Origin of the sequence: Virgibacillus phasianinus (genome assembly GCF_002216775.1) — a bacterium.
GTDB classification, from domain to species: domain Bacteria; phylum Bacillota; class Bacilli; order Bacillales; family Amphibacillaceae; genus Virgibacillus_F; species Virgibacillus_F phasianinus.
Genome location: NZ_CP022315.1, coordinates 885,136 through 903,310 on the forward strand (window position 1 = coordinate 885,136; position 18,175 = coordinate 903,310).

Below are 18,175 nucleotides of genomic sequence, written 5' to 3' on the forward strand. Positions count from 1 at the left end.
TACCAATTAGTTTCTAACCGATTAATAAAAATATACATGTGAAACATCATTATAATACGCCACGCATGAAGACTTGAATTTTTTTAGAAAATGCGAATAGGATAAAACCAAGTAATACGGCAATACCACCAATGATACCAAAGTAAAAGATTTCCGTTGATGGATCATACAGTTTTACAATTTGGGCGTTAACTGCTTGTCCAGCTGCATTTGACATGAACCATAAGCTCATTGTTTGTGCGGAGAATGCTGCAGGTGCCAGCTTGGTTGTAGCAGATAACCCTACAGGAGATAAACAAAGCTCCCCAAGTACAACTAAGAAGAAACTTAGTACTAACCATAATGGACTTACAAGTGTTTCCGTACCATTTATTACAGCAGGGAAAATTAATATCATAAATGAAATTCCGCCAAGTATAATACCTAAGGAGAACTTTTTAGGTGTTGATGGTTGGCGATCTCCAAGTTTCATCCATAGGCTCGCGAATACCGGTGCGAGGATAATAATGAATAGCGGGTTCAGTGATTGGAACCATGATGCATAAATATCAAAACCAAGGAAACTTAGTTCTGTACGTTCCTTTGCATAAAGTGCTAAGATAATCGATCCTTGCTCCTGAATTGCCCAGAACACCATTGAAGCAATAAATAATGGAATGTAAGCAAGGATACGTGAACGTTCATCGGCATCCGTTTTGGGACTGCGATACATAACAATAAAGTATGCAGTTGGGATAGCTATACCAAGGAAGCTAATTAAATAGGTAAATGTTGTAATCGTCAGGATATTCGTTGGAATAGTAATCGCCAATAAAATTGCAATGATTACAGCACCAATTCCAAAACGTTTAATAACCTTTTTCTTTTCTGCATCTCCTAATGGATTAGCTACATAGGTACCAGCTAGTCCAAGGTATTTCTTACGGGTTACAACAAACACAACTAAACCAAGGAACATTCCTATTGCAGCTAAACTGAAGCCTAGATGGTAATTGTATTCTTGCCCAACAGTACCAACGATAAGTGGTGCAATAAGTGCGCCCATGTTGATTCCCATGTAAAAGATACTAAAGCCTGAATCACGTCGGTTATCTTTAGGGCTGTACATGTCCCCGACAACATTGGAAACGTTTGGTTTCAATAAACCTGTACCAAGAATGATAAACAGCATAGATAGAAATAACCCAGTTACTCCAATTGGCAATGCAAGGACAATATGACCCATCATAATGAGTATGCCGCCATAGAACACAGTTTGCTGACCGCCGAGCAGACGATCCGAAATCCAGCCGCCAATTACTCCGGTCATGTATACAAGCGCACCGTAGATGGCCATGATGGAAGTAGCAGTTTCCGTACTAATTCCGAGTCCGCCGTCGACAACCTCGGTGTACATGTAAAATAGTAAAATAGCGCGCATTCCATAGTAAGAAAAGCGCTCCCAAAATTCAGTGAAAAAAAGTGTGAACAAACCCTTTGGTTGTCCAAAAAATCCTCGTTGAGGGACACTTTGGACAATCTTTTGTCGGTCAAAGTTTTCCATATGTCTTTTAGCTCCTTTTTAATAGTAGAAAATTTAATTTCGCCTTTTAAACAGCGAAAGATGTATACATAATTTTCTGGATTTTTTTGCGTGTAAAAGTAAAAATTTTTCTGTCAATTTAATTATTTCTTTTACTCGCAAAAAAGGCAACAGCACAATGATATTCGGACTTTTTCCATTTGTCAATTGACGCAAATTTAGAAACTATCGCAATAAAATCACTTATTACTTTACCATTACATATGTGTAATATTTGTGAACGGGGTTGAATCAAAGGTGAAATTCCGTTAAACTAAAGTATCGATGTACATGATTATAAAATTGATTTAAAAAATGAAAATTTGAGGTGAAAACAATGAAGAAAAAACCTTTGTCAAAAATGGGGTTCTTTTTCGTTGCAGTACTTTTACTATGGATAAAATCTTATTTAATATATGTCTATGAATTTAACCTTGATATACAAAATAGTATACAAGAGTTCCTATTATTCATTAACCCAATAAGCTCGGCATTAATTTTCCTCGGTTTTGCTTTATTTGCAAAGGGGAAACGTGCAGGGATTTGGATCATTATCATAGACGCTTTAATGAGTTTTATGCTGTATGCAAATGTCGTTTACTATCGGTCAGCTACTGATTATATTACTCTACCAACGCTGACGCAGACTGACAACTTTGGTAGTTTAGGCGGCAGCATTGCCAATTTAGTAGCTTGGCATGACTTACTCTATGCATTGGATATTATTATACTGATTGCATTGTTTGTTTGGTCTAAAAATAATTGGTCTGTTGCTCGTATGCCAAAAAGAAAACCATTATTAATTCTTGCCGCTGGAGTTATGGCATTTACGATTAATCTGGGACTAGCTGAGGCTGATCGTCCAGAATTGTTGACAAGAACATTTGACCGTAACTATATTGTGAAGTATTTAGGTTCATACAACTTTGCTATATATGACGCGTATCAAACGCTGCGTTCTTCAACACAGCGTGTACTGGCAGATAGCAGTGATATTACAGAAGTAGAAAATTATACAAAAAACAAGTATGCAGAACCTAATAAGGAATTATTTGGAGTCGCAGAGGGTAAAAATGTTATCAAAATTCATCTTGAGTCATTCCAATCATTTCTAATTGATTATAAGCTGCATGGTGAGGAAGTAACACCGTTCTTAAATTCATTGGTGCACGATGAAAGCAAGAACTTTACGTATTTCGATAATTTCTTCCACCAAACTGCCCAAGGGAAAACGGCTGATGCTGAATTGATCATGGATACATCGTTATATCCATTGCCTCAAGGAGCAGCATTTGTTACAAAGGGGAATAATACGTATCAGGCCTTACCAGCAATATTAGGTCAAAGTAAAGAAGACTATACGTCAGCAGTATTCCATGGTGATAATAAAAGCTTCTGGAACCGCGACGAGATTTACAAAGAATTTGGAGTCGATAGGTTCTTTGACTCAAGTTATTACGACATGAATGAAGAAAATGTTATTAACTATGGTTTAAAGGATAAACCATTTTTCAAACAATCAATTCCAATGCTTGAATCATTAGAAGAGCCATTTTATGCTCATATGATGACATTAACGAACCATCATCCATATCTAATCAGTCCAGATGAAGCATCGATTGAACCGGCAAACACAGGGGATCCATCTGTTGACAGGTATTTCCAAACTGCAAGATATTTGGATGAATCGTTAAAGCAGTTCTTTGATGATTTAAAAGAAGCTGGATTATACAAGGATTCCGTTATTATGATTTACGGAGACCATTACGGCATTTCAGAAAATCATAACCAAGCAATGAAACAAATCACTGGCGAGAAAATTACTGACTTTAAGCACACACAATTACAACGTGTTCCATTTTTCATTAAAATTCCTGGAGTAGACGGTAAAGGTGTAGATCACGAATATTCTGGTCAGGTTGATGTTATGCCAACCCTATTGCATTTACTTGGTATTAATTCACAAGACTACATTCAATTTGGTACAGACATGTTTTCAAAAGGACACAAAGATTATGTAGTATTTCGTGATGGTGACTATATTACGCCAGAATATACGGTTGTTGGCGGTCAATTCTTCGATAATGATACAGGCGAAAAAATTGAGCCGACCGAGAAAATGAAAGAAAAGCAGAAAACCGTACGTCATGAACTGGAACTATCCGATGAAGTATTATACGGTGACCTTCTTCGGTTCTATACACCAAATGAAAACTGGGAAGATGTAGACACATCGCAATTCTCTTACGGGAAAAATTCGCACCAAGAAGAATAATTTTACAGATAAGAAGTAATCAACTGGATTAAATCCATTGATTACTTCTTTTTTACACTTTAAGAAAGTATAAATCTTTATCGGTATAAAGTATAAAAAAATCTAAGGCTTTCGCCATTAGTTCTTGGCGACAAGCCAAGATTTTCTAATTTCTAATAGGATTTAAAAAGACTGCACATACTAATGGAAACTATATCAAAAGAGGTGGATTGTAATGGGAAGAGATGAACACAATAAATCAAAAGGAAGAAATCGTTTAGCGCAAACCCCTAAAAGCGATATAAAGGATGGAAGAGACATTGAGTTCTCAGAGGAATTTGCTGATCACGAGGACAAGGAAGCGCAGGAAAGAAGCCAAGCAGCAGACAAACGCGCTAAAAAGAAATAAGGTAGGAGGTGTATGACTTTGCAACAGTACCTTTGCCCTAACTGCAAAACTAACCGTTCACGTTTTAATATCATTGAACAAGTGGCTAAACCAGTCAAACTGGATCCGCAAACAGGAGATGTACTAAATGATTATACAAATGACAATCCAGAGATATTCCACACCCAGTATAATGGGCCAAAGTACAAGATACAATGTGGATCCTGCGGCGTAATTGAGGATGAACATACTTTCATAAAGTATGCCGAGTATAATCGTAAATGAGATTGAAAACCGTCCCTGAAAAACTTATGTAGGGCTCTATGTGAGTTTGGTGGACTGACTAAGACCTAAGAGTAAAGGGAACACAAAACAGAGCGATGATGTAAACCTAATACCAGACAGATTGATAAAAAACTCGGGAGAAAACCAAGCCAGGTCAGGAGACAACAAGCTGAACTTGGGCCATAGCATCTTTGACTCAGGAGACAGAACCTTCAACTCGGGAGACAGCTATTTCTCTCCCGAGTTGGACATGCTCTCTCCCAAGTTCCACCATTTCTCGCCTGAGTTCAGCACTCCCTCGCCCGAGTTTAAACTGCCCAGGCTAGGCTGCTCGTCAAGTAAACTTTTATACTTTATACCGGTACAGATTATACTTTCTCAGAGTGTAAGAAACCGAAAAACAGTACCTCCCTTTTATATGTGGAGATACTGTTTTTTTTATTTTACCCAGGCATCTTTGGAATAGCCGCGCTGTTCCCAAAAGCCGATGTGTTCATTGTCAATCAGTTCTATCCGGTTTAGCCATTTTACAGATTTATAAGCATACATCTTCGGGACAATTAACCGCACAGGACCACCGTTCTGCTTGCTAATAAGCTTCCCATCTATCAGCATGGCAATCATAACATCATCAAGCATGGCCTGGTCAACTGTCAATGTGTCGGTATACACACCATCGGCAGAATAGAACTTCAGATATTTGGCCTCAGGTTTAATGGCGGCCGACTCTAAGAAGCGTTTTAACGGAATACCTTCCCATGTTACATCATATACATTCCACCCGGTAACACAGTGAAAGTCACTAACCTGGACATCACGTCCTAATTCCAGAAATTCTTTCCAGCGATACGTTTTCGGCCTCTCAACCAGGCCATCAATTGTAAAGCTCCAATTCTTATTTGTTAATGTAGGCATTTCTGTAACAGTGTAGTAGCGAAACTGTCCATTTCTTCCCCCACCTATAGGCGGTTTTGATTTTGGCTTGGGCTTTGGCAGAGGTGTAAACTCATTCGCGTGTACCTCAGATGAAAAAGTGCTGCCTGATGGAATATACGCGCTCAACCATTTCCCAATAAAGGGTAAGGAAATAATCATTATCGTTCCACCTGTTGCCTTTTTTAAAAAGGTCCGCCTCTTTAGAATCGGATTGCCATCTTCAACGGGTACTGGAACTTTAGGTGTTTGACCACTTTCAAAACGTTTAAAGATTTTGCTTCTTGTAACACTATGATAAATAACGTATGGCACACCGATCCAAGTAGCCATGTCATGAACAAACAACATGAACGAACTAAAAATAGGCGAAATTGACCTTTGAAAGGTTAAGAATAATCCGGAAATAAGTAATGACACTAAGATTGTAAGTACGAAGAACAAATTATTTCTATGTTTCAACCGCTTCCGAAGTCGTTTTAAATGCCTGGTTATTTTAGGCAAATAAAAAAAGAGCGGCAGAATACTGATAAACCCAATCCAGATATGAGCGTTCTTGATATCTACGCGCATCCCGGGAAAAGTGGAGCGAAAAGCAGTGGAGAATAGAATAAAACCAGTTATACTTAATAATAAAAACAATACAGCGTTGGAATGATGAATTCGAACTAATCTTTTTCCAAAATTAAGCTTACGTTTACAAAATAGTCTCCAGTTCATACTGCTCCCCTCCTATGTAATAAAACGTTTACAATGTCAGTATAGGCCTAACAGTTCGGTCAGTAAAATAGAAAGGTTGCGAAGATAATGAGGGAAATGAATCTAGGGAGTCTGGAACACATCCACCTCTCCGTAATATACGTTGCTAATTAACAGTATTTTGAGTTGCAATTTTTCGGCAGACCCTAGCATCATTTTGGTGAGGGCACGGAAAAAGTTGTGGATTTTAAAAATTTCACTTTTCACCTTAACTTAGCATCTTGAATATACGGAGACTCCTGCGGGAAGTGAGAGATCGACGAGACCCCGGAGGACGGCAGTCCGAGGAGGCTGGTCACCAATGGCATCAAGTTAAGTTTACAATTAATGGAAGTACTATTAAATTTTAAAGCAAAAAGAAAAAAATTCAATAAACAGGTAAAAAGACCCTTGCATTTTTAAAAAATACCCCAAAAATTCGTTTGAATACCATTTTTTGGTATATCCAAACGAGGCTGGTGATATAAATGGGGAAAAAGACTTTTTTAGAAGCAGTTGATGTAACCAAGAGTATGTTAAATGATGTTGTTTTTATGTGTGAATCGCGCATGAAACCTACTTATTTCACACGTGAAGGAAATAACAAATTAAGTTTTAAAAGTACCATTCTTTTTAGTTTGTTTTTTGTGAAAAAGAGTATCCAACTCGAACTGGATGCATTTTTTAAAGTGTTGAATCCAGCCAATGTAAGCATATCAAAGCAGGGGTATTCACAGGCAAGAAAGAAGATTTCGCCTTCGGCTTTTATCAAATTAGCAAACGCAGTTGTAGCGTGGTTTTATAAGGATAATTCTTTTAAGACCTTCAATGGTTATAGACTTTGTGCGATTGATGGTTCCGTTTTCGAACTCAATAATACAAAAAGTCTAAGAGGTCGCTTTGGGTATGTTCACAATCAAACCACTTCTTATGCTCGGGCAAGAGCATCATGTATTCACGACATCGAGAACGACATTATTTTAACTTCCAAAATTGCCCCATATAAGTCTAGCGAACGAGATATGGCAATGGATATGATAAACGAGCTGATGTATTAACTTTGTAGGTGTATTTTAACTTTTTTCCCTTGTCACCATGATTGATTATTTCATTCGCCTCATTTTTTAGCAGACTTACCATGTTTATTAAGTACAAGGATGCATAAAAATCTTGTTCAATCGCAAGTGGCGTATATCCTGTAAAATTTTCAATTTGTAGTTTGTTTTTTAATTCGTCATATTTGCTCTCAATTCCCCAACGTTTAAAATATAGATCTTTAAATTCTGTAATACCAAGTGTCTCCTCCAATACGTTTGTGACCAATACTTCTTCTATACCAGAATCCAATTGAAATCTTAGTACACGGGCAGTTAAAGTTTCGTCTTTCCATACAATCCCTATGTTTTGATCGGAATCTTTAGCCTGTGTGACCTCCAGCATCGTTCCTTTCTGACAACGCATCACGTACTTGATCCCGCATTCTTCTAAGAATGCAATGAATTTTCTAGATGGATAACCTCTATCAAACAAAATAAGGTCATTTTTTAATCCTATTACCAGCAAAAGATGTTTAGGAGTATGATGCAGGAGATCTTAAGAAATAAGACACCTATTCGGCCAGGAAGACGTTATCCGCGTAACATGGTGTTGAAATCGAATAAGTACTCCCATAGCCAAAAAAGGTGTCTATAAATTCTCTCTCTTTCAATATACATTATTGACAGGACATAGTAAATAAAAATGAGAGGCTTGAAAAAATAAAAGTTCAAGTCTCGGGCATCGTATTGACTTTTTTAGTCCGTAACTAAACTATTTAATGAATCAACGATAGCCATTAGACTTACAATCCATTTATTTGTAAATTATTGGTAGCTTAACTTGATGCCATTGGGCTCGTCACTCGCCCGCGGAAAGCGCAGTATATTCAAGATGCGCTGATAGATCCACCTATTTTGTATTATGTTTTAACTTTTTCAGTGGCCTCCATTTTGGGTTCTGGTTATTTTAAGATTCTATGAATATAGTAGCACAGGTATTATTAATTTCAATGATCTTTCATCCTCATTTGCTTTACACCCGGTAAGCGGTTTCATATAATGGTAATATGATTGAACTTTCAGGAGGGTTTATTATGGCGCGAACAGAAGAAGGTACATTGCTTTGGGAACCTAGCGAAAAGCGAAAACAAAATTCAAATATCTATGATTATATGAATTGGTTAAAAAAACATAAAGACTTACACTTTGATAATTATCATTCTCTCTGGAAATGGTCCGTTGATGAATTAGAACTCTTTTGGGCATCGTTATGGGATTATTTCCAAATACAATCCAAGGAAGATTATCAGACTGTTTTAACAAGCCATGAGATGCCTGGCGCAAACTGGTTTACGGGTTCGAAGATCAACTATACAGAACATATTTTTCAAAACCGTGATCGTCATAAACCAGCCATTATTCACACATCTGAATTAAGAGACCAAACAGAAATATCCTGGGATCAGTTATATCAGGATACGGCGGCATTACAATTAACGCTCAAATACCTGGGTGTAGAAAAAGGTGACCGAATTGTTGCCTATGTAGCAAATATCTATGAGTCCGTTGTAGCATTCCTGGCAACTGCAAGCCTTGGTGCAATCTGGTCAAGTGCATCACCTGACTTCGGTACACAAAGTGTCATTGATCGATTTAAACAAATAGAGCCTAAAGTAATGGTTACTGTCGATGGCTATCGTTATAGTGGTAAAGATTTCGACCGCACATCTGTAGTAGAAAATATACAATCCGAGTTACCTACGCTGGAAGCAACTATTGCGATTCCTTACCTTAATGAAAATGCAACGTTTGATGGACTGAAGAACGTTACTAGCTGGAAGCATGCTGTTACTTCTAAACGGGAATTGACACTTAACTTTGAGCGTGTCCCTTTTAATGACCCGCTATGGGTGCTCTTCTCCTCAGGAACAACGGGAAAACCAAAACCCATTGTTCAAAGTCAGGGTGGTATTTTAATGGAGCATCTGAAGGCATTGACCTTCCATGCTGATTTGGATGAGAGCGACCGGTTTTTTTGGTTTACCACAACAGGCTGGATGATGTGGAACTTTCTTGTTGGCGGATTACTGACTGGCAGTACGATTATTTTATATGATGGAAATCCTGGTTACCCTGACAAAAAAATGCTTTGGAAAATGGCCGAACAAACAAAAATGACCGTATTTGGGACAAGTGCAAGTTACATTACTGCTTGCATGAAGGATGGTCTTGTTCCAAAAGAAGAATTTAATTTACAGCATTTGAAAAATATTAGTTCGACTGGCTCACCATTACCACCAGAAGGCTTTCAGTGGTGCTACGATAATGTGAAAGACGACCTCTGGATTGCCTCATCCAGTGGCGGAACAGACGTATGCACGGCATTTATTCTGGGCGCTCCAATTTTACCGGTTTACGCCGGGGAGCTACAATGCCGGGGACTTGGCGCTAAAATTGAAAGCTTTACTGACGAGGGAAAGCCTGCAATAAACGTAGTTGGCGAGCTTGTTTTAACTGAGCCCTTTCCTTCTATGCCCATTTATTTTTGGAATGACAAAGATGGCAGCCGGCTTCATGACAGCTATTTTGATGTATTTCCAGGAATATGGCGTCATGGTGACTATTTAAAGGTTACGGACCGGGATACATGTGTGATTTATGGGCGATCGGATGCGACGATTAATCGCGGTGGAATCCGGATTGGCACAAGTGAAATATACCGGGCAGTTGATCAGGTTAGTGCAGTAGCCGACAGTTTGATTGTCGATATTCCAGATGGAGATGGAGATTCATCTGTTCCATTATTCGTTTTAATGAAAGAAAATACCGAACTAACTGATGACATAAAACAGGCCATCAAAAAACAAATTCGTACACAGTGCTCACCAAGGCACGTTCCGACTGCAATTTACAGTGTGCCAGATTTGCCAAAAACATTAAACGGCAAAAAACTGGAAATACCTGTAAAGAAAATATTAAAGGGTAAATCAGTAAAAAAAGTAGTCAATCAAGGATCATTAAGTAATCCGTCATCGTTGGATTATTTCGTGGAATTTGCAAAAAAGCACCAGAAGGCTTAAGTATGAACAGCCACAGTTAATTCACTGTGGCTTTTTCATATCTTCCAATGTTGTTAATGGTTTATTATTCCGCAATAATGCAATAAATACCTCTAGAGCTTTTGTCTGAAAAGGGGATTTGGTAACAATGGAAAATTGTCTGGTAAATGGAAGCCCTGTTACCTTCAGTGTGCATAAATCTCCATTTTTCAATTCCTTTTGGATAGCCCACTTCGACATCAGACTAATACCTAAGCCCGCTTCAACTGATTCCTTAATCGGTTGAGTGCTGCCAAAGCTCATCAATTTTGCTGGCCGAATTCCTAATTGACCGAACATCTTTTCTGTGGCCTCCCTCGTTCCTGACCCTTTTTCGCGTACAATCCATGTTTGTTCTGCCAATGCGTCTATATTGATAAAGCCTTGCTCATTACTTAAAACGCTTATTGGGGCTGCCACCACAACCATTTGATCATCCGCAAACGCTTCGACCATTAATTTCTGATCTTTAGAATGACCTTCAACTATACCTACATCCAATTGATGTGTATCAACCAATGAAGCAATCTCAGTTGTATTGCCAATGGTCACGGTTGGCTGTATATCTGGATAAGTCTCTTGTAAGTTAGCAATAATATGCGGGAGTACATATTCACCAAACGTGTAACTTGCTCCTATGGAGATTGGCCCGCTCGCCACGTTTGTTACATCATCAACGAGTGTCTGCATTTTTGTATATAATCCTAAAATTTCTTTTGCATGGTGGTACACGATTTCCCCAACCTTGTTCAATCGAACATATTTATTGCTGCGTTCTAGTAATCTCGTCCCAATATTACTTTCAAGTGTGCGAATATACTGGCTTACAGCTGGCTGAGTCATATGTAATTCTTCAGCCGCCCGTGAAAAGTTCTGCTTCTCAACTACCGTTACAAATACCTGTAGATGTTGGTCCATCCTTTTTATCACCCCTGATATAAATTATTACCATTATATCATTTTGCTTATTATAACTATCATAATGATTTATTTTTCTTATCAACAGAAATCTACTATCCTAAATATGGGAGGTGTCACCATGGTTTCACAAAAAACAGATAAAACTAGACCGCCGTTCGAAAAATGGCTTGGCGGAATTGCATTTACTTTTTTAATTGCATTTTTAGGTTATTTATTAGCAATGGTACCAGGATTCGATCGCATTGGACAATTAGCATGCGCCATCATTATTGCGGTGGTTTATCGGCAAATAGCAGGATACCCTGAAGCTATCCGATCAGGGATTGGCTTTTCATCGAAAAGATTACTTCGGACCGCCATCATTTTATACGGGCTAAAGCTAAACATTGATACCGTTATCCAGGATGGCCTGGGATTGCTCGCCCGGGATGCTTTGATGATTGTTTTTGCCATCTTTGTAACTGTCTGGCTTGCAAAAGCGTTAAAAGCTGACAAATCAATTTCGTTATTACTAGGTGTAGGGACAGGGATTTGTGGTGCTGCAGCAATTGCGGCCGTTGCACCAATTGTAAAAGCGAAAGATGAGGATACCGCTATTGGAGTTGGTATTATTGCACTTATGGGAACGGTTTTTGCAATTGGCTACACGATTATCGGGCCGCTTTTACCGTTTTCTCCGATTGAGTATGGTATTTGGACAGGATCCAGCATTCACGAGGTTGCCCAAGTAGCACTTGCAGCTGCACCAGCAGGAGACGATCCTTTAGCAATTGCGCTACTTGCAAAGTTGGGTCGCGTATTTCTACTTATTCCGGTTTGCTTTATCTTTATCTATATCATGAAACGTAAAACTAAAAGCTCTGAGCAACCGGACGCAAAAATTGAATTTCCATATTTCCTGCTTGGTTTTATCCTGCTAAGTGTTTTAGGAAGCTACGTATTTGGTCATTCCATTCCTGTATCTGACGATGTTATGAAAGTCGTTTTCTCGATTACAGATTGGTTATTAACTGCTGCCATGGTAGGGCTTGGACTTAATGTAAGCCTGCGCGATTTGCGAACTAGAGCATTGCGGCCATTAGTGGCAATGACAATTGCTTCTTTATGTCTCTCCGTGTTAGCTTATTTTACTATCTAATTTCAGTTCCGGTTGGTGGGCTCTATGTCCTCATCAACCGGAAATTTTCTATCCTAATTCTTTTTTGCTGTGTATATCTACTCTCTTTAGCGCCTGCCCTGCAAGCCAGTCCGCTTCTTTATTATCCTTACGATTGATAACCTCGTAGTCAGGCTTTATCCCAAGCTCCGCTAACCGATGTTCAATGCGATCAAGCCACTTATTTAGATTTTCTTCGTAGCATGGCCATTCACCTAATAGCTGTTTAATAATACCCTGTGCATCACCTTTGAATGTACATGGGAGATGATGGACACCCATTTCCTGCAGTTGCAGCACAGCATAATGCAACGCTGCATATTCCGCTTCATTATTTGTCTCCATCGAATCAATAAATCGATTTGTTCTTAAACGATAACTCATCTGATTTTCTTTGTAATAAATAACAACACCTAACCCAGCGGTTCTTGTGGTTCGGTCAAATCCACCATCAAAGTATACAACTGGGTCATGAGGTGCCTGTTCAATTGTTGATTTTAATTTACCGAATTCCTTCACGGTCCATTCGTTACTCATCTCATCAATAACAACTAACGTTTTAACACGACCCGTTTTTTCGATATCTTTTATTAAATGCTCCATGGTATCTTGTGTTGTCCAGTCCGATTCAAGCACCAGCTCATCAGTTTTCTTACCTTTATATAACCATTTTAATTTCACCTTCATAAATGATTCCAACCTTTCTGCACCTTTAATCTGGCTTATGTCGCCTGGAAATATACTTCAACTGGGTTGCGGGAAATCACTCTCCTTAGCATGATCAGTTCTCATAAAGGAATTGCTGCAATTCCTTCGCCAATGCACCTAAGGCATTCTTTTTTATCCGGTATTTCGAATCACTAATTTCTACCAGTTTTGCTGACCTTAGAATTTTTAAATGATGATGAATAGTTGATTTACCCATACCCAATTTACTTGTTATATCTTGTAAGGTGCAGTCACCCTCTGATAAATACTTAACAATCTTTAATCTCACTTCATCACCAAGTGCTTTATGCTTAAGGATCAAAAAGTTATCTGGTTGATAGGCATCACCAGGGTGGATACTTTCATTCGCAACAGGATAATAAAAGACTTTTACACCTGCGATATCTGCTTCGATATTCCATGGACGATACACGTAATGTGGAATAAGGAGCACATGGTAGACACTTGGTTCAGGATTATAAACACTCCCACCTGTCGCCCATTCAACCAATTCTTCTGAAGTCATTTTTTCCTTCATAACTTTTTTTGCCTGATAATCCCTTTCTAGAACAGCATGTATTTTATCTGCTTCAGGTTCAATGGCAGCCTGATACCATCCTTCCATGACAGTACATAGATGCTTTTTTAATTTATCCGAACCAACCTTACATATAAATTCGATATATGCAGGGAAAAACGGGTTATCTTTAGTGGCGTTCTTTAATTCAATTATTGCGGAAGGATCACCGTGTGCGGCTCGTTCCCTCTGTTCTTGATAGTCCATACCTATAAATGGGATGCAATACGTTATTAATTCCTTTGGTGAAAGATTGTTTATGAATGCTTTAAACTCTGTTAAACAAGTGAATTCCCTCCTGTGTAAAAGTTGAAGCAAAGCCTTCCAGGTATTGTTCTCTTCTACATAGTTAAGTTCTTCCACCATTTTCTCGGACAAGGATTGCTTAATTCCATTCCAGTACTCATCTGGCTTCTCCAGGGTATCAATTAACCTTTCATTTGTAACGGCTGCGATTCCTAGTGCACATTCCCATAGTAAAGAATGCTCTAATTTAATTTGATAGGTTTCCCTTTTTCTGCTTGTCATGTTTACTATTTCCATCTCATCACCTCGTATCTATTATTACACTCATTCTATATCTTTTGAATTATTTATTCAATAATAATGGAACAAATAATTTAAAAAATATCGAACAACACAACCAAAACATACTCAAAAAATGGGACCCAGCACACATGCTGAATCCCATCAGATAATCAATTTTAGTTTTCTAAACTAACCTTCAATACACGGCTTGGCATTTCTGCCATCACAAATGTCTTTGATGTCACATCATTTTCCACAACTAAGGTAACTTCTTTTTCTTTCAAAATATCAACCTGCCTTTTATTCAGTAACAATCTGCGCGGCTTTTTGTCATTTTGAATATTAATGATCACGCGCACGCCTGATTCAAGAGCTTCTAAGTCTTTTGTATGAACCGTAGCAGTACCATTATTTTGCTTTGGTGTAACAATAACCTCTGATTGCTCTTCCTCATCCGATTCATCAGAAGCAATTGTAATTCGCCCCTCTGGTCCGTATTCAATTGGATTTGCTTCTGAACTATTTAAACCTTCCACAAAGTCGACTGTAGCATCCAAATCAGACGGTCCCATTTCAGGATTTGTGCCAAGCTCGCTGATTGGTGCATATTTGGAGCCTGTTGAGGTGCCCATAAAATTGTTTACTGTTAATGTATAGGTTTTATCCATATCAACTGGGGTCCCGTCAGGCATTGTCACATCGACAACCTCGGAAGTTTCTGGATCCCAGGTATAATGGAATCCGCTTATACTGTAATCTGGTCCATATTTTGGTGATAATTGAGCTTGAATGATCGGGTAAAGGTCTGCACCTTTTATTTCAAATTTCATTAATGTATTGCCAAATGGCTGGATGTTGTACAAATCACCCCATGTAACGTCGCCTGCAAGTAAATCAGCACGTATTCCTCCACCATTCATCATGGCAAAATCACTGTCCATCGCTGCCTTCATTCCATCTGCAATTAAATTACCTAGACCGTGATCGCCATTATTGGAATAGTCACCAGTTAAATCAGTTGCATTGTAACCCAACACTTCATTCATAATCGGCGCAATTTGTTCAGAATACTTTTCTAAGATAGCGGTCACAGCCGGATCAGGTGTCACCTGACTCTGATTAACATACACAACTTCCGCTTCTTTTTTCACGATGTCACCTGTTGCACGATCAATTTCTACGTCGACATCTGCAAAAGCTTTTCCATATTCATAAGCCTGTACGATTAATTTATTGTCAACAACCCCGTCAACTACCTTGTGATTGTGTGCTGCAAAAATAACATCTACTTCATCATTTACTTCATTCGCTAAATCAGCTGCCTGTCCAGTTGCGCTTGCTCCCGACTGTTCAGCTGGAATATGTGCTAACAGGACAATTGATTCAACATCTTGTGCTTGCAGCTCACCAACGGCCTCATTAACAGCTTCTGTAGAATCAGTGAATGCTATATCCTGAATACCAGCAGGCATTACCATACCAGCTGCTTCTTGCGTTATCACACCAACGAAGCCAATCTTTTCTCCGTCCACCTCTTTTACATAATATGGAGGCAAAAAAGTTTCATTGGTATCTTTATACACACAGTTTGCACACAGTACTGGAAAATTCATCCCGTCATAGTTTTCCGTTCCAAGACCATCAGGATGCTCTCCTCCATTTACCATACGCAATAATTCGTCTGTGCCTTCGTCAAACTCATGATTACCGACTGTCCCAACGTCAAAGCCAATTTCCTCCATAATCTCAACGGTTGGTTCATCCTGCAAAAGACCGGAAACTGGTGAGCTTCCACCAATCATATCGCCCGCATGGACTATTAAAGTGTTTGGGTTTGTTTGTTCACGGACCTCAATTGCTCCCGCAACATAATCCATTTTTCCATATGTTTCAAATGTTCCATCACCGTTCGGGTCTAACTCATATTGCTGGTCTATTTTTCCGTGTAAATCATTCATGCTTAATAATTGTACCTTAAGGTTATCCAGATTTTCTTCTCCGTCGTCAATATACGTGTAACCATAATCCCGCGCTGCTTGCTCATCCCAGAAAAACACTCGGTTTTCTACCGGAACATCAGCATAGTCATCCGGCAAAACATACTTCATCGTGTCCGAATTCCCCACATATTTGGAAAAACCTTTTTGATCATCATTCGCCCGGAAGACAAATGGTAATTCTAATAACGGATTTTCGTCGTCCCAGATACCAAGTCCAGCGCTCTTTGCTTCCTTAACTGCATTTTGATAGGCTGGATAAACCTCCTCGTCGAATGGCGCAATAAAATAGGTTACGGCATATCCTTGACGCACCATTTCCACGTTAATATTGACACCGTCTTCCTTACGAATTATTTCCGCCAGTAATCTGCCATATTGATCAGTTGGCTCTTCACCAATTTTAACCCACACTTTATCACCAGGTTGAAGCAATTCATTCATATATGCCTTTGCCTCTTCACCTAATGCTTTCTGATTTTGATTAATTTCATCCCGGGTCGGGTCATCATTATGTGCTGTATAGGTTTCCGGAGTATCGATATTTAGGAAACGCACCTTAGTACCTCCAAGTACAGGTGATTCCAAATGAATCGTATCGCCATCTGTTACATGATCAACAGTAGATTCATATACTCCTGCAGCAGAAGGTGGTTCAGGCTGCTCCTTTGCTAATTTAATATCAGCCTGTTCTGTAGGAATAAGCTGATAAGCATCATACTGACTAACGATTGCGGTGATATCATACCACTTGTCTGACTCAATTTTTGTAAGATCAAGAGAACCTTCCATCACTCTCAATGTCGTGCCATTAAAGTCTGCATCAACTACTGATATATTATAACCGCCACCGGCAGGAGATGTAGGAATATTATTAATAAACCCTGTAAGGTGAACCAGCTCCCCTTCATACGCTTCCGCTACTGCCTGATCCTGTAGATCTGCCAGGCTAATTTCCTGCGCTGCGGGTAAGGGCTGCCCTTGCTCCAACACCTCAATCGAACTTGGAACGACCTCTTTTAAACCATTGTAAGTGTCTAACTCACCAGTTACTTTTATCTTATCCCCTTTTGCCACATCTGGGATGGACCCCTTTTCAAATGCAAACACATTGATGCCGCCAGTTTCGTCTTGTATGTAGGTAGTAAATTGGGCACCATTACTTATTGCAGTACTATCAACTGTTACGATCCCTTCCACGATAACAGCAGTTCCGTCATTTAAATCCCGTGCTCCATCAATGGTATACTTTTCTGCATCCGGGTCTGGTTCATCCGGTGGATCTTCCTGGTCCACCCCATCCATTGTATGTGAACCAAGATACGCAAATGTATCTGCTCCATATTCTGTCCACTCTGTGTCGTCATATGCTTCATTTGGTTTGGTTATGGATGGCTTTCTTACTTGTGTAACATCTTTGGCAAAGTCACTGTCTGTTCCGACTTCACCAAACACATCAAGTGTTGCATTGCCTTTTTTTAAAACAACCACATCATCACCATTAAAATTAACGACAGATGAATCTTGTAAGTCTGCTTCAGCCAGTATGGCGGGATCGGCGTTTTTATGCGCTATGACAAATACCTCACCATGCTGCAATGTTCCTGAAAGCGTTACGGATTGACTAGCCTCAGCGGCGCCATTACTGTATAACTCTACCTGATAGTTTGATAGATCTATCTCCGTACCCGTTCCATTATAAATTTCAATTGCTTTATTATATGAACTTCCTTCCACGTACTCAGAAATAAACAGATCCTCTGCTGCTATTTCGTTACTTTCAGCCGATACAGGAGATGCTAAAATTGCAGTATAATTCATAAAAACAAGTGTAAAAATAAGAAATAGATTAAACATCTTCTTAACAGTCGAATTCTTCATCAGTACCCTCCAATTAAATAATATTTGTACCATATCCCGCTAAAATACGAGCACGGCACACTATTAATATGGCATATTTAATAGAAGGATACAATTTAATTTTTGTGAATTTA

The 18,175-nt window shown here is 39.0% G+C and carries 13 protein-coding genes; 6 read left to right on the forward strand and 7 right to left on the reverse strand.

All coding sequences use genetic code 11. The features are described from left to right. Positions 1-49: 49 nt before the first annotated feature. A complete protein-coding gene (locus CFK37_RS04490; protein WP_089060759.1) occupies positions 50-1,543 on the reverse strand; it encodes a peptide MFS transporter in 1,494 nt (497 codons plus the stop codon). Between the two features lie 355 nt (positions 1,544-1,898). On the opposite strand from CFK37_RS04490, the gene ltaS reads away from it, so the two are divergent. The 3 genes from ltaS (at position 1,899) to CFK37_RS04505 (ending at position 4,488) form a co-directional block, all read left to right on the forward strand. Further along, a complete protein-coding gene (gene ltaS, locus CFK37_RS04495) occupies positions 1,899-3,836 on the forward strand; it encodes a lipoteichoic acid synthase (protein ID WP_089060760.1) in 1,938 nt (645 codons plus the stop codon). A 214-nt stretch (positions 3,837-4,050) separates the two neighbouring features. After that, positions 4,051-4,224, forward strand: coding sequence for a YfhD family protein (locus CFK37_RS04500; RefSeq protein WP_089060761.1), 174 nt, complete (start codon positions 4,051-4,053; stop codon positions 4,222-4,224). Positions 4,225-4,242: 18 nt separating this feature from the next. Further along, positions 4,243-4,488 (forward strand): DNA alkylation repair protein, encoded by a 246-nt coding sequence (locus CFK37_RS04505; RefSeq protein WP_425445361.1) that lies wholly within the window; start codon positions 4,243-4,245, stop codon positions 4,486-4,488. A 438-nt stretch (positions 4,489-4,926) separates the two neighbouring features. Here the strand turns inward: CFK37_RS04505 and CFK37_RS04510 are convergent, their stop codons facing one another. After that, positions 4,927-6,141, reverse strand: coding sequence for a molybdopterin-dependent oxidoreductase (locus CFK37_RS04510; RefSeq protein WP_089060763.1), 1,215 nt, complete (start codon positions 6,139-6,141; stop codon positions 4,927-4,929). A gap of 506 nt (positions 6,142-6,647) precedes the next feature. Here CFK37_RS04510 and CFK37_RS04515 point away from each other — a divergent pair. Further along, positions 6,648-7,217: a hypothetical protein gene (locus CFK37_RS04515; protein ID WP_089060764.1), complete on the forward strand. Its 570-nt coding sequence runs from the start codon at positions 6,648-6,650 to the stop codon at positions 7,215-7,217. On the opposite strand, the gene CFK37_RS04520 is transcribed toward CFK37_RS04515, so the two are convergent. Beyond that, positions 7,168-7,722: a transposase gene (locus CFK37_RS04520; protein WP_157724794.1), complete on the reverse strand. Its 555-nt coding sequence runs from the start codon at positions 7,720-7,722 to the stop codon at positions 7,168-7,170. The two genes, CFK37_RS04515 and CFK37_RS04520, sit on opposite strands and share 50 nt — an antisense overlap. A gap of 568 nt (positions 7,723-8,290) precedes the next feature. On the opposite strand from CFK37_RS04520, the gene CFK37_RS04525 reads away from it, so the two are divergent. Further along, entirely contained in the window at positions 8,291-10,276 is a 1,986-nt protein-coding gene (locus CFK37_RS04525; RefSeq protein ID WP_089060766.1) for an acetoacetate--CoA ligase, read from the forward strand. 21 nt (positions 10,277-10,297) lie between these two features. On the opposite strand, the gene CFK37_RS04530 is transcribed toward CFK37_RS04525, so the two are convergent. Next, positions 10,298-11,212, reverse strand: coding sequence for a LysR family transcriptional regulator (locus CFK37_RS04530; RefSeq protein ID WP_089060767.1), 915 nt, complete (start codon positions 11,210-11,212; stop codon positions 10,298-10,300). A 121-nt stretch (positions 11,213-11,333) separates the two neighbouring features. Between CFK37_RS04530 and CFK37_RS04535 the strand changes: the two genes are divergently transcribed. Next, on the forward strand, positions 11,334-12,353 hold the full coding sequence (locus CFK37_RS04535) for a YeiH family protein (RefSeq protein ID WP_245837315.1): 1,020 nt from the start codon (positions 11,334-11,336) through the stop codon (positions 12,351-12,353). Positions 12,354-12,401: 48 nt separating this feature from the next. Here the strand turns inward: CFK37_RS04535 and CFK37_RS04540 are convergent, their stop codons facing one another. The 3 genes from CFK37_RS04540 to CFK37_RS04550 form a co-directional block, all read right to left on the reverse strand. Then, a complete protein-coding gene (locus tag CFK37_RS04540; protein ID WP_089063541.1) occupies positions 12,402-13,058 on the reverse strand; it encodes a reverse transcriptase-like protein in 657 nt (218 codons plus the stop codon). A gap of 94 nt (positions 13,059-13,152) precedes the next feature. After that, on the reverse strand, positions 13,153-14,199 hold the full coding sequence (locus CFK37_RS04545) for an ArsR/SmtB family transcription factor (protein ID WP_089060769.1): 1,047 nt from the start codon (positions 14,197-14,199) through the stop codon (positions 13,153-13,155). A 161-nt stretch (positions 14,200-14,360) separates the two neighbouring features. Beyond that, positions 14,361-18,062, reverse strand: a complete 3,702-nt coding sequence (locus tag CFK37_RS04550) for a 5'-nucleotidase C-terminal domain-containing protein (RefSeq protein ID WP_089060770.1) — start codon at positions 18,060-18,062, stop codon at positions 14,361-14,363. Between the last annotated feature and the right edge of the window lie 113 nt (positions 18,063-18,175).